This window comes from Natronosalvus caseinilyticus, assembly GCF_017357105.1.
GTDB lineage: Archaea > Halobacteriota > Halobacteria > Halobacteriales > Natrialbaceae > Natronosalvus > Natronosalvus caseinilyticus.
Genome location: NZ_CP071596.1, coordinates 2322510 through 2336850, shown reverse-complemented (window position 1 = coordinate 2336850; position 14341 = coordinate 2322510). Strand labels below are relative to the sequence as shown.

At 63.9% G+C, this 14341-nt stretch carries 9 protein-coding genes; 7 read left to right on the top strand and 2 right to left on the bottom strand.

All coding sequences use genetic code 11. From position 1 onward, the window contains the following. The first annotated feature begins 443 nt into the window (after positions 1-443). The 3 genes from J1N60_RS11250 to J1N60_RS11240 all read left to right on the top strand — a co-directional run bounded on the left by J1N60_RS11250 (position 444) and on the right by J1N60_RS11240 (position 6064). Positions 444-2993 (top strand): alpha/beta fold hydrolase, encoded by a 2550-nt coding sequence (locus J1N60_RS11250; protein ID WP_312907481.1) that lies wholly within the window; start codon positions 444-446, stop codon positions 2991-2993. A 121-nt stretch (positions 2994-3114) separates the two neighbouring features. Further along, complete coding sequence (locus J1N60_RS11245) at positions 3115-4581, top strand: amidase (RefSeq protein WP_312907479.1); 1467 nt, start codon at positions 3115-3117, stop codon at positions 4579-4581. A gap of 163 nt (positions 4582-4744) precedes the next feature. After that, positions 4745-6064, top strand: coding sequence for a neutral/alkaline non-lysosomal ceramidase N-terminal domain-containing protein (locus tag J1N60_RS11240; protein WP_312907478.1), 1320 nt, complete (start codon positions 4745-4747; stop codon positions 6062-6064). 228 nt (positions 6065-6292) lie between these two features. Here J1N60_RS11240 and J1N60_RS11235 read toward each other — a convergent pair whose 3' ends face one another. Continuing rightward, positions 6293-7924 (bottom strand): right-handed parallel beta-helix repeat-containing protein, encoded by a 1632-nt coding sequence (locus tag J1N60_RS11235; protein ID WP_312907476.1) that lies wholly within the window; start codon positions 7922-7924, stop codon positions 6293-6295. Between the two features lie 423 nt (positions 7925-8347). Beyond that, the gene (locus J1N60_RS11230) at positions 8348-9964 is read right to left on the bottom strand and encodes a right-handed parallel beta-helix repeat-containing protein (protein WP_312907474.1); all 1617 of its coding nucleotides are present in this window, start codon (positions 9962-9964) and stop codon (positions 8348-8350) included. Positions 9965-10224: 260 nt separating this feature from the next. Between J1N60_RS11230 and J1N60_RS11225 the strand changes: the two genes are divergently transcribed. The 4 genes from J1N60_RS11225 to J1N60_RS11210 all read left to right on the top strand — a co-directional run bounded on the left by J1N60_RS11225 (position 10225) and on the right by J1N60_RS11210 (position 14283). Beyond that, positions 10225-11217, top strand: a complete 993-nt coding sequence (locus J1N60_RS11225; protein ID WP_312907473.1) for a Gfo/Idh/MocA family protein — start codon at positions 10225-10227, stop codon at positions 11215-11217. Beyond that, positions 11214-12209, top strand: coding sequence for a Gfo/Idh/MocA family protein (locus J1N60_RS11220; RefSeq protein ID WP_312907471.1), 996 nt, complete (start codon positions 11214-11216; stop codon positions 12207-12209). Before J1N60_RS11225 ends, J1N60_RS11220 begins: the two co-directional genes overlap by 4 nt. Positions 12210-12259: 50 nt before the next feature. Beyond that, positions 12260-13264 carry a Gfo/Idh/MocA family protein gene (locus tag J1N60_RS11215; RefSeq protein ID WP_312907470.1) on the top strand — a complete coding sequence of 335 codons (1005 nt, stop codon included), beginning with the start codon at positions 12260-12262 and terminating at the stop codon, positions 13262-13264. A gap of 188 nt (positions 13265-13452) precedes the next feature. Beyond that, on the top strand, positions 13453-14283 hold the full coding sequence (locus J1N60_RS11210; protein ID WP_312907468.1) for an NAD-dependent epimerase/dehydratase family protein: 831 nt from the start codon (positions 13453-13455) through the stop codon (positions 14281-14283). The last annotated feature ends 58 nt before the right edge of the window (positions 14284-14341 follow it).

Sequence of the window (14341 nt, the reverse complement as noted above, 5' to 3'; positions counted from 1 at the left end):
TTTACTGTCCATTTCTCTTTACTTATCTCGATAGTGATGGAACTATCTCTTAGACGTTCCAATCGCCAGGTGCGGCGAATCCAGACGACTGGTAGAGCCGAATGGTGGTCGACCAGGGCCCGATCACAGAAGAACGCGGGATGGCGAACAGACGCGGTCAGAGAGGCATCCTGGTTCAATCCGCTGTTTGCGATCGACGATGGATACGCTCGACTCGAGTTGATAATCTGTCCCGACGTACAACTGCGTTCGCTCGAGACCAACACTCCTCGATTAAACGGTTGAAAATGCCGAACGGTACAGACCACCCAATCGGTCGGGCCCGAGAATAGAAATCGGAACGACGGTATCAGGTCTCGAGGGAACTGCTATCCAACAACGACGAGACGCTCCGAAGACAAATTGGCGAAGACTATAACTCGTGCCGGACGAGCAACGTGAGTATGGATAGCGATCAGCACGACGAGCAACGAGCGGAGAAAAATGGCTCACGGTGGCCTATTGGACGTCGGGGGTTCGTGGTCAGTGCCGCGGCCGGGGTACTCGGACTCGGGGCGACGAAACTCGCACTCGATACCCAACGGGACGACCCGACCGCCGATCTCGACGACACGACTGCCGACTGGTATGGAGAAGAAGATAGCGAGGGCGGGCGGGAACGCCGTCGAGAATACCTGGAGAAGCTGATTCCGCTCCTCCACCTCGACGCCGATGACGATCCAATCTCCGATCCACGACTCTCGAGGGAACATCCTAACTGGCGGGCGTGGCTCGACGATACCGGGGAATTGCCGCCGGACTACGAACGGCTTCCCGCGACTGCTGGTCTTCCCGACCCACTTCGTCGAGGCGAAGGCGGATACGCTGACCTGATCGACACCATCGACGGCTGGGAACGCCAGCGCGAGCGCATCGGCGATGCGATTCAACACTGGTTCTACGGGAGCATGCCTCCTGCTCCGGACGACATGCAGGTGACCGAGCTCCGCACGCTGACCGTGGCCGACGGGACGGCGACCCAACAGGGGGTCCGTCTGGAGTTCGGCCCCGACGACGAGGCGACGATGACCGTCCAGGTCATGGTACCGGAGGAGAGGGAAGGGCCGTTCCCGGTATTCATGACGCAGTGGAACCACCGCGAGTGGGCATACCGTGCGCTCGAACGCGGCTACATCGGCGTCGTCTACGCGGGCGCCGACGCGAGGGACGACACTGGCGATTACGGAGCGCACTATCCGGACCACGACTTTCAGGTTCTGGCGCGTCGGGCGTGGGGAGCCCAGCGAGTCGTCGATTATCTCCTCACGCTCGAGGACGTCGACGAGGATCGAATCGGACTCACGGGCTTCTCTCGAAACGGAAAACAGGCGCTGATCGCGGCCGCGTTTGACGATCGGATAAGCGCGGTCGCGCCCGCCGGATCCGGAACCGGCGGCGCCCTGCCAGCCCGGTTCGATCGAGATAACTACTTCTCGGGGCACATGGGCTACCACGCCTGCGTCCGACGAAGCTGGTTCCATCCGCGCTGGCGATTCTTCATCGGGCGGGAAAATCGTCTCCCGGTCGACGCGAACTCGCTCGTGTCGATGGTCGCCCCGCGAGCGTGCATGATCGACGTCTCGATGAAGGACCTCAACTCCAACGCGTGGGCCATAGAACGAGTGTACAAATCTGCACTCCCCGTTTACGAACTCTACGACGCCGAAGACGCCCTCGCGGTCCATTACCGCCAGACCGGTCACGAAATGCCACTCGCCGACGTCGAAGCGATCGTCGACTTCTTCGACTACGCGTTCGATCGGGAAGAAGACGACCAGACCGTCGACGACTACGTGAATCCATCGCGGTTCAACCACGAGTTCTCGTTCGACGAGTGGTCGAAGACGTCCGCGGCGGGAATCGATCTCGAATCGTTCCCCGAGCGGGGAATCGACGATTTGCTCGTCGACGAGAACGGAACGACGATCACGACGACGGTGGACTGGGAGGCGAAGAAGCCCGCCCTTCGCGAGACGATCCGGTGGAGTTTCGGCGACCAACCGCCGCGAGACGGAGCGGTCGTCGGTCGACCCGACGAGACGGACACCATCGGCAAAGTGGAACAGTCGCCATCCGACGTCGACGGTCCGCACGTCCAGAGCGACCTCTTCTATCCGCGGAGCCAGGCGGAAGAAGATGACGACGCGAGTGAGACGGATGCCAATACGTTCGCCGAGAAGGAACTGCCCGCGATCGTCTGGCTCCACCCCTACTCCTACGGTGGCGGGTACGGGACGGGCGGAGGGTTCCGAGAACCACTCGAGTTCGCGACCGATCGCGGCTTCGCGTTCGCTTCGTTAGATCAGATCGGATTCGGGACGCGGACGATTGACGGCCAGGACTTCTACGATCGATACCCGGACTGGTCAACGATGGGGAAGATGGTAGCGGATACGCAGGTCGTCGTCGACCGGTTGATCGAACACGACTCGATCGACTCGGATCAGATCTACCTCGTCGGCTACTCGCTGGGCGCCACCGTCGGGTTGTACACAGCCGCTCTCGACGAACGGATCCGGGGCGTCGCCTCGGTCTGCGGGTTCTCCCCGTTCCGACTGAGCGATCCGGAGAAAGAGCGGGCCAACGCAGTGATCGGTCGCCACTCCCACATCCACGGCCACCACCCGCGACTCGGGCTGTTCCGAGACGAGCCCAACAGAATGCCGTTCGACTTCCACGAGGTCCTGGGTCTCGTCGCCCCTCGACCGCTGTTGGCGTGGGCACCGGAACTCGACTGGGATCACCCTCAAGAGGACGTCGTCCGATGCGTGGAGGAGGCGCGAGCCGTGTACGACCTGTACGGGGCCGTCGACGCACTCGAGCTACGTACGCCCTACGACATCAACAGCTTCGACTATCACGAGGCCCGGCTCCGTGCGGCCGGCCACAGCAATCCGCCGCCACGGGCCCGTCGAGAGACGGTCTTCGACTGGGTCGCCGAGGACCTCCCGTAGGTCTAGGGACCGGTGACCTGAGGCGTGAACTCGGCTGTCGAGGACCCCACAGTCGGTGACCTCCTCGAGGTCAACGCCACCAACACGCTTTTGCCCCCTCCGAGACCTTCTTCAGCGGACTATGGCCAGTGATCGTCGCTTCGATCCCGCGTGGAAACTCGCGGAACGCATCCGCAACGGAACCGTCAGTCCAACGGCGACCGTCGACGCTCACCTCGAGCGAATCGACGCGCGCAACGACGACGTCAACGCCTTCATCACCGTCGCAGCGGACCACGCCCGCGAGCAGGCACGAGCGGCCGAACGAGCGCTCGAGGCCGGCGAGTCGGTCGGTCCGCTCCACGGGGTACCCGTCGCACTCAAGGACCTCACGGGCTTTCGCGAGGGAATCCGACACACGTTCGGCTGTCGAGCCTTCGCCGACAACGTCGCGACCCACACCGCCGATTTCGTTCGGCGACTCGAGGACGCCGGCGCGATCGTGATCGGCAAGACCAACACGCCCGAGTTCGGCCACAAACCGGTCACCGACAATCTGCTCGTCGGACCGACCGCGACCCCGTTCGACCTCGGTCGAAACGCCGGCGGCTCCTCGGGCGGGAGCGCCGCGGCGGTCGCCGATGGGCAAACCGCGTTCGCCCAGGGCGGCGACGCGGCGGGTTCCGTTCGAATTCCGGCGGCGTGGTGTGGCGTCTACGGGCTGAAACCGTCCTTCGGACGGATCCCAGAATCCGCGCGCCCGAACGCGTTCCAGTACCACTCGCCATTTATCTGCAAGGGCCTTCTGACGCGATCGGTCAAGGACGCGGCGATCGCCCTCGAGGCCGTGGCGGGGCCGAACGCTCAGGATCCGTTCTCCTTGCCCGCTGACGACGCCGACTACGTCGCTGCTCTCGACCGACCGATCGACGAGTGGTCGATCGCCTACAGCCCCGATCTCGGGGTGTTCCCCGTCTCGCAGTCGGTCCGGACCTGTCTCGAAGACGCGCTCTCCGCGTTCGAGCGAGCAGGCGCGACCGTCGACCAGATCGACGTCGACATGGGCCACTCCCTCGAGACGCTCCGGAATCGCACACGTTTCGGACTGATGCAGGCGTTCACCGCGAAGATCGCCGACTCGATCGAGGATCGTACCGGCATCGACTTCCTCGGCGAGCACGCCGACGACGTTCCCGAGGAGTTCCGCGATCGGATTCGGGCGGGTCGGCAGTTCTCTCCCGTCGATATCGGTCGGATGAACCAGGTGCGGACGGCGATGTTCGACGGCGTGCAGACCGTCTTCGAAGACGAGGGCTACGATCTTCTCGTGACGCCGACGTTGTCCGTTCCACCGATCCGAAACGATTCGCTCGACGACGTTCGCGTCGACGGCGAACCCGTCGATTCACGGGCGGACTGGCTATTGACGTGGCCGTTCAACATGACCGGTCACCCCGCCGCGTCGATTCCGGCAGGACGAGTGGACGGGCTCCCGGTCGGGATGCAACTCGTCGGCCCGCGTTTCGGCGACGAAACCGTGGTCACGGCGAGCGCGGCGTTCGAACGCCACCGGCCCTGGATGGACTGGTACGCGACGGTGGAAGCGTAGGGGTTCGACGAAGCGGAAATGACGATCACGACGGCCCTCAAGCGACCAATAGCACGGCCGCCACCACTCTCGCGGACGAGCCTCTTTTTTCGATCCGCGTCGTCACGTGGCGACACCCACCGCAACCGGACCGTTTTTGCCCCCGGTCGAACAGAGTAGTGCCATGAGCACGACGGACGACGATCACGAGTGGCGTGCAGGAACCGCAAGCGAGGTCATCACGCCCGAAGAGTCGATGCGAATGGCCGGTTTCGGTGCCCGCGAGGAGCCCTCCGAGGGAACGCTACAGGACCTCCACGCGAAGGCAATCGCCCTCGAGGACGAGAACGGCACGCGGTTCGTCGCCGTCGGAGTCGAGATTCTGGCGATCTCGCGGCCCCTGCACGCGGCGGTCACCGACGCCTGTGAGGACCGGTACGATCTCCCGGCGTCGAACCTCCTGTTGAACGCTTCTCACACGCACTGCGGCCCGGTCTACCGGGAGCGCAAGACCGAGGTCTTCTCGTTGAACGACGAGGAGCGAGCGCAAGCGCGAGCCTACGCCGCGTACCTGGAGGAAACGCTAATCGACCTCGTTGGCGAGGCGCTCGCGACCCTCTCCCCCGCCTCGGTCACGTACAGTCACGCCCGCTGTGGCATCGCGATGAACCGGCGCATTCCGCTCGAGCAGGGGATCGGCTTCCAGCCGTATCCGGACGGACCGGTCGACCACGACGTGCCGGTGCTGGCGATCGAGTCGCCGGACGACGAGATGCTCCGGGGGATCCTCTTCGGCTACGCCTGCCACCCGACGAGCCTGTTCATCCGGGAGTGGGCCGGCGATTGGGCCGGTTACGCCATGGAACACCTCGAGGAGGAGTACCCCGACGCTACCGCCGTCTTCGTCCAGGGATGCGGCGGCGACCAGAAGGCCTACCCCCAGCGCGACCTCGAGTTGACGAAACACTACGGCAAGTCCCTCGCGACGGCCGTCCGCGGCGCGCTCGTCGCGAAGCGCCGGGAGGTTCACGGACCGCTTCGGTGTGTGAAAGAGGAGGTCGACCTCGAGTTCGAAGAACCGCCGTCCAGGGAGGAACTGGAGGCACAACTCGAGTCCGAGGAGCGATACGAGCGCCGCCACGCCGAGCACCTCCTCGCGGAACTCGACGAGCACGGCGAGTTGCCCCGCACCCATCCCTACCCGATCCAGGCCATCGGGTTCGGCGGGGATCTCACGATGGTGGCGCTGACGGGCGAGGTCCTGGTCGGGTACTCGCTGAAGCTCAAAGAGCGGCTACCCGGCTCGCTGTGGGTTGCGGGGTACTCGAACAACTACATGACGTACATTCCGACGGTCGACGACCTCTTCGCCGGCGGCTACGAGGCGGATCGATTCGTTCACCTGACGGAACTGCCCGCGAAGTTCGACCACAGCGTCGAGGATCGCGTGCTCTCGACGGCGACGGCGCTCGCCCGACGCGTCGGGCCGCCGGACGAGCGCTAACGAGAAGAACGGTAACGGGCAGGGACGTCGAGTGGAACGGACCGTCCCTCGCCGCTCCAACCGATTCGTCGTCGGCCGCGGTACCGGACGGAAGCCGACGCGAGAGGTGCATCAGACTCGCGCGACCAGGCTCGAGAACAGTGGATCTCGACCATCAGGGCATCCCGAAAGTTCACGGACACCCCTCGAGCAAGCACGGTCTGGAGCGTATTTCGCCTGACTCGCTCGTCACCACCAGTCGTTCTGGTGCGTTTCCAGGTCCGTGAGATCACCGTCGTCGAGGGCGTCCTCGTCCACGCCGTGGAACTCCGTCAGTCGTATCCGAACGCCGTCAACCTCACCCTGGATGACCGAGTCCGTGTTCCAGATCTTACAGCCGTGGATTCGAACGTTCGAGAGTTCGCCTACGGAGTCGACCACCCAGTCGTCGTCGCGAGTGTGCTCGATGAACGCCCTCGGTTCGTCGCCGTCACCCACGTCGAACGCGCAGTTGCTGAAGTCGATGTGGCGGACGACGGACGTCTCGTCGAGAATCCGACACTCGACGAATTTGTCGAGGTCTCGCGCGGTGCAGTTGCTGAAACTGACGTTTTCGATGAGGTCGTTCGCCCACGTCCAGAGGACGACCGCCGCCGGAATCTGGGCGTCGTGGTCGGCGTATCGGGGTGCCATCGTACAGGAGTCGACGCGGCCGTTTCGGATTTCGCCGGTGAACGCCGAGAACGCGATGGTGTCGACGTCACAGTCGGAGATTCGGAACCCGTCGACCTCCTGGATGATACCGATTCGGCGGACCGAACAGCCCTGTATGGCGACGTCCGTGATGCCGCCGCGCACGCCGTGGATCGCCAGGTGTTCGTCCATTCGACAGTCGGTGAAGGTGAGGTGGTGGCCGCCGGTTCCGCCCTCGCCGATGCTCGGGGCCGCCTGGATGCCCGGCCCGTTCACGTTGTCGTAGGTCGAACAGCGGACGACGTCGACGTGTTCGCAGGTCCCGCGGAGGGTGATACCGTCGTAGCCAGTGTTGCGAGCGAGGCAGTCGACGATCTTCGAGCGCGTGCAGTCGGTGAAGACGATGCCGTAGCGCCAGTCGACGTTCTCGACGGTGATCGAGTCGAACAGCGCGTTGTCGACGGTGTGGAGCCAGACCGGGCCCCAGCGGATGCCGTCCTGGTCGGAATCGACACCCTCGAAGTCGATATGCCCACCGCGGACCGTGATGTCGTGGTTGCCGTTCTCGTGATCGTCGTTCGTGATGAGTGCGGCACCTCCGTGGAACACCTCCGTGTCGCTTTCGTCCATCGTGGACGTGATGGTGACGCCGTCGAGAATCTCGAGGGTGAACTCGCTGGGGAGGTAGACCGTTCGATTCCACTCGCCCTCGTCGCCGTAGACGACGACCTTGTTGTGACCATCGGTGTCGGCCGTGTCGACGGCCTCCTGGACCGCATCGGCTCCCTCCGCGACGTCGACGTAGCGGACGTTGTTGAGCAGGTCCCTGTCGTTCGTTGCACGCAACACACCGCTCTCGATGGAGAGGTCCTCGCCTGCGAAGTCGGTGATAGGTTCGGACCCGGCCATCTCGAGGGCGCCGAGGTCGTTCAGGGTATGTCCCTGTGCATCGACGTCCTGCTTCCACCGACGTGATTGAGAGGCGTCGGTGCCGCCAGCGGTTCCGACCCCGGCCAGAAGACCCGCGCCGGTGGCCCCTGCTACCGCCATCGCCGCTCGCCGGGTGACCGTCGTTTCGCCAGAAGAGTCCGTCGTCGTCTCGGTCGCATCTCTCGATTCCTCGGCCGATCGTGTCGAATCGGAGTCGATAGACTCCTCCGAGTCGCTGTCTCGAGTAGTGATAACCATACCCACGGTCACCAACACTCATAGCATTTATAAAGTATGATAACCAGGACAATAAGTCTGGAAGGAGAAGTTATAAATATACGAATGAGTGGATGAATATCATCTTTGCATACGTGCAATCCCCACTGGTGATCACAATGTTTGCATTCCGCTCTCAATCTCGCTAGGCTTCGCGTGATGGAACGTATAGCAGTTACTTCAGTCGGCCATGAAGCACAGCTACACCGGACCTCACGGATAGCGACGTGTGTTTCGTCCTGTGATGCGATAGCGAGGACGTGCCGGTACTGGCCGTTACGCCGTCGAACGAGCAGTACCGGTCGACTCGAGTCAGTACCTATATCGGTGGCCGCTACGACTCGATCCGGTTCGGATCGAATTCCGATTTCGCGGCGTTCGGTAGTCGTCCCGTCCGCGATGTCGTCACCACCAGTCGTTCTGGTGGGTTTCCAGATCCGTAACGTCGCCATCGTGGAGATCGCCGACCTCGTGGAGTTCCGTGCCGCGGACTCGAAGGCCGTCGACAGCACCTTCGATGGCGTAGTCGACGTTCCAGATCTTGCAGTTCTGAATGCGGACGTTCGAGAGTTCGCCGACAGATTCTTGGTAACCGGCCTCTCCATCGGGCGTGTGTTGAACGAATTGCGAGACCTCCGCTCCGTCGCTATCGAACGCACAGTTCGTGTAGTCGACGTACCGGGCCGTCGCCTCTTCGGACAGCAATCGGGTTTCGACGAACCGCTCGATGTGGCCGTCAGTGTGGGCAGTGCAGTTACTGAAGCTAACGTTCTCGATGAGTCCTTCCCACGCCCAGAGGATCGTCGCCGCCTGTGAAAACGGGTCGACGACGCGTTCGCCCATCGTCACGGAGTCGATCCGACCGTTTCTGATCGTTTCGTCCAGTGCCGAGAGGGCGACTGCGTCGACGTCGCAGTCCGAGATCCGGAAGTCTCTGACCTCGCCGATGATTCCAAGCCGACGAGCAGTACACCCCTGAATGGCGATGTTCCTCGCACCGCCCGCGACCTCGTAGCCGTGGACGGCGATCATCTCGTCGGTGCGACAGTTAGTGAACGTGATGCCTCGGGGAGCGCCGGCTCCCCGGCCAAACGTCGCCGCTTGTATACCGGGGCCACCACACTCGGATGCCTTACACCGGACGACGTCACACCCTCGACAGTCGAGAGTGAGGGCAATCCCGTCGTAACCGATGTTCCGGGCGGTGCAATCGATCATCATTGAGTTCCGACAGTCAGAAAACATCACCCCGCCTCTGCCGGACGCGTTCTCGACTCGGATCGAGTCGAACAGACTGTCCTCACAGTCGTGTAACCAGACGGGTGCCCAGACTGCTCCCCCGGTGGACGCGCCGGAGAAGTCGACGTGCCCGCCACGGACGACGACGTTGTCGTTGCCGTTCTCGTGGTCCGCGTTCGTGATCAGGGCAGCAGCCGTAGTGCCGTCGCCGACTTCGAACGTTTCTGCGTCGCTTGCGTCCATCGTGGACGTGATAGTGACGCCGTCGAGGATCTCGAGGGTGAACTCGCTCGGTAAGTGCACCGTCCTATTCCACTCGCCCTCGTCGCCGTAGACGACGACTTTGTTGTGGCCCTCGGCATCGGCATCGTCGACGGCCTCTTGGACGGCCGTGGCCCCTTCCGTGACGTCGACGTAGCGGACGTTGTTGACCAGATCACTGTCACCTGCAATACTCAATACGCCATCCTCGATGGAGAGATCCTCACCTGCGAAGTCGGTGATGGGTTCGGACCCGGCCATCTCGAGGGCGCCGAGATCGCTCAGGGTGTGTCCCTGTGCATCGACGTCCTGTTCCCACCGACGAGGTCGCGGGTTGCTGGTAGCACCGACCTGCCCGACAGCGCCACCTAGCAGACCCGCACCGGTGACGCCCGCCAGCGCCATCGCCGCCCGTCGAGTGACTGTTCCGTCGTCTCGCTCGCCCGCTGGTACTCGATCCGCCGTTTCGCCTGTCGAGTCGGTCGACTCCAACGAGTCGCTATCTTGTCTATTGGTAGCCATTCGCACTGGTGGCAACACCCATGAGGGTTATAAATGGATTTCCTTCGGAGGATGTGTCTTATAGGAAAAGAAATAAATAGGTTAATTAGAAGCAATCGGATGCGTTACGCACTGTGAGCGCGCTCGAGTTCCGGTCGATTCGAGCGCTCTCGCCTCAAATGGATGTACAGAGACGAGCACAGAGGCGACGATGCGAGACCGCAACCCGCGGCAGCGATTGACACAATACTTATCGTGCCCCTCCCTGTACGCCTCGAGTGATGGTACGGATCGGAATTCTGGGCCGCGGCTTCATGGCGACGGTCCATGCGCTGCGGTACGCCGAGCTGGATGGAGTCGACGTCGTGGCCGTCGCGTCGCCGAGCGGCCCGAACGAGTTCGTCGTCGAGTACACCGACGGCGCGACACCCTACGACGACGCCGTCGAGATGTACGACGCGGAATCCCTCGACGCGATCGACGTCTGCACGCCGACGCACACCCACCGTGAGCTGGTCGTCCCTGCGGTCGACCGCGGCCTGGACGTCCTCTGTGAGAAGCCACTCGAGCGAACGATAGCCGACGCGACGGCGATGGTGGACGCGGCCGGCGAGGCGGGCGTGACGTTCATGCCGGGCCACACGCTCCGGTTCTTCCCCGAGTACGCGAAAGCACGAGAGCGGATCCAGGAAGGCGACATCGGCACCCCTGGAAACGCCCGTCTGTTCCGCCAGTCTCCGTTCGCGGAGAAGAACGACTGGTTCGTGGACGACGAGAAGAGCGGCGGGGTCCTCCTGGATCTGGCGATCCACGACTTCGACTTCCTCCGGTGGACACTCGGCCCGGTCGAACGCGTCTTCGCTCGACGCAAGCAGTGGGACGACCACGAGTACGCACTCGCCACGCTCCGCTTCGAAAGCGGCGCGGTCGGTCACGTCGACGCACGCTGGCCCAATCGGCCCGACCTCCCGTTCGTCACCCGATTCGAGCTCTCCGGCGACGAGGGCCTGCTCGAGTACGACAGCGAGGAAGTGTCGCCGATCGACGTCTACAGCACGACCGACGCCGGTGAACCGCAGCGGGATCCGATCGACGAACCGCTCGAGAAGGACCCCTATCGACTCGAGCTAGAGGCGTTCGTCGACTGCGTGCGCTCGGGTTCGGAGCCGCCGATTACGGGCCGCGATGGACTGGAAGCGCTCCGAATCGCGCTCGCGGCGATCGAGTCTGCCAACACTGGACGGCGCGTCGCGCCCGACGAGGTGACGGCATGACGCTCCGTATGGGTATCCTGTCGACCGCGCACGTCCACACGAACGGATTCGGGTCTCGACTGAACGCCCGGGCGGACGTCGAGTTCGTCGGGGTGACCGACGACGACGTCGAACGCGGTCGCGAGGCGGCGGGTCGATTCGACGTCGAGTTCCTCGAGCCTGCAGCGTTGCTCTCGTCGGTGGACGCGGCCATCGTCTGTTCGACGAACGTGACCCGGCGTCAGTGGGTCGAACGGGCGGCCGCCGCCGGCGTCCACGTCCTCTGTGAGAAGCCCCTCGCGACGACTCTCGAGGACGCGCGCGCAGTCGTCGACGCCTGCGACGACGCGGGCGTCCGCCTGGGCGTCTGTATGCCATTGCCGTTCAGCGTTCCCGCGAAGCGGGCGAAGGAAGCCTACGAAGCGGGCGAGATCGGTGACCTTCGGGTCGCGGTCGGCACGAACCGAGCGTGGCTGCGCGACCGCCACCTGACGGGGTGGTCGGCCAGTCCCAAACACGCTGGCGGCGGCGCGGCGATGGACCACACCGTCCACATCGTCGACCTCGTGCGCTGGATCACCGGCGAGGAGGTCGTCGAGGTCAACGCGGAGTTTTCGACGATGCACGACGGCGTCGAAGTCGAGGACATCAACGTGCTCTCGATGGCGCTCTCGGACGGGAGCATCTTCACCCTCGACGGATCCTGGGACCGGCCCGACGACTGGGACTACTGGGGCGATGCGACGCTGAACCTGATCGGCACCGACGGCGAACTCGCGATCGACGTCTTCGACCAGACGCTCAAGCGCACCCGCGAGGGCGAAGGCATCGACGGCGTCTACTGGGGTTCGATCCCGGACGACGGGTTGCTTCAGGACTTCGTCGACGCGGTGGAGAACGATCGACCGCCCCTAGTCACCGCCGAGGACGGACTTCGCGAAACCGCGGTCGTGCTCGCAGCCTACGAGTCAGACGAGCGCGGCGAGCCAGTGGCAATCGAGTACCGAGACTGACGCGGACCGAGCGGGCACATTTTTATACCGGCCGCGTGATGGATTCGACGATGACTGAAGACAGGTCAGTCCGCGTCGGCATCGTCGGACTGGGAACCATCGGGCGAATTCACGCGACGCGAATCGACGACCTCGGCGCCGAACTCGTCGGCGCGGACCTAGACGAGGACGCGCGAGCGTCGTTCACGGACGAATTCGACGCCCCGGCCTACCGCGATCACCACGAACTGCTCGAGTCCGGCGTTGACGCGGTGATCGTCGGCGTTCCAAACCGCATCCACGAGGAGATCGCCGTCGATGCGCTCGAGGCGGGCGTAGATGTCCTCCTCGAGAAGCCACTGGCGCACTCCGTCGAGAGCGCCGAACGGATCGCAGCGGCCGCCCGAGCGGCCGACGGGTTCTGTACGGTCGGGTTCACGATGCGGTTCTCGAGCCTGACGCAACGAGCGATCGAGCTTCGGGACGAGGGATCGTTCGGCTCGCTCTCGCACGTGAGTGTCGATTACCTCCGGCGGGGCGGCGTTCCCGGCGGCGGTCGGGGCTGGTTCACCGACGAGGGGCTGGCCGGTGGCGGCGTGTTGATGGATCTGGGCGTTCACATCATCGACCTCGCGCTGTACCTGCTCGACTACCCGACCGTCGTCGAGGTGAGCGGACGGGCGCGCTCCGAGTTCGGCGAGTACGACGTCGACGACTCCGCGACCGCCTTGCTCCGGTGTGCCGACGGACAGACGATTTCCGTCGAAACGTCCTGGCACGGCACGGCCGCCCCCTCGCGGTCGTGCGTCGTGCGAGGGAGCGAGGGAGGCGCGTCGTTCAAGGTGAGCGAGTCCGATCTCGCGTTCGTGAGCGCCGATGCCGACGCCGACGTCGATACCCTCGCCGTCGAGGCCAACGACATGCACCTCGCGGAGGATCGGGCGTTCCTCGAGGCCGTCGCCGGCACCCGCGAGCCGCCTGCGGAGACGGTCGAGGAAGCGCTCGTCGTCCAGCGCGTGATCGACGCGATCTACCGGTCCAGCGAGAGCGGTCGGGCGGTGCGTCTCACCGAGTGATCGAACCGTCCGCAGGCGCTTCCTCTTCGAACGGGCGGTGACTCGACTAGCGGTCGGAAAACGCCCCGATGGCGATTTCTTGCGAGTGCTTGACCGAGGAACGGTGAACCAGAACAGGGAACACGAGAAGAATGGGGAACGCGATACCGAAGCCTCACCGTTATATTGACGCTCGTACATTGGCGACCATGGACGTGCTGATCACCGGGGCGAACGGAATCGTCGGGACCGCGATCGTCGAGGCACTCGGCGATCGCGACGAGTATTCGTTCACGGAACTCGACATCGAGTCGCATCCGAATCGGGAGACCGTCGTCGCGGACGTCGCCGACTACGAGCAGATTCGACCCGCCTTCGACGGCATCGATGCCGTCGTTCACATGGCCGTCTACGCACCCGGATTCGTCGACGAGTCCTGGGAGGACATCCTCCGAGTCAACGTCCGCGGGACGAGAAACGTCCTCCGGGCGGCAGCCGACGCCGAGGTCGAATCGGTGATCTTCGGCTCGACGAACCACGTCGTCGGACTGTACGAGCGGGAGTTCTCACCGGACCTCTACGAACCCGAATTCGACCTTACCGTCGATCACCGGTCTCCCGTTCGCCCGGACTCGACCTACGGCGTTTCGAAGCTCTTCGGCGAGCACGACGCGCGGTTTTTCGTCGAGACGAAGACGTACCCGAAGCGGTGTTACGCGCTTCGGATAGCTAGCGTCAGGCCGGCCGGGGAGGACCACCCCTACGCCTCAGCGGAGCGTGGCGTCGACGACGGACGCTGGGAACGCGACAGCGAGGCGTACGATCGACAGGTCGCCCGCCTCAAGGCAACGTGGTTCTCCCGCCGGGACTGCGGGCACATGATCGATCGAATGCTCCAGGACGACCACGTCGAATTCGACGTCTTCTACGGCGTCAGCGACAACGATCGACGCTGGTTCGACATCGACCACGCCCGCGAGGTGCTCAAGTACGCGCCTCGAGACAACGGGGAAGAGTGGGACGGCCCACCGAGCGCGTGACGGAGGACGGGCAGAATCACGGCCTCGAGATCGGGGATTACCTGAATCCCGCGACGGA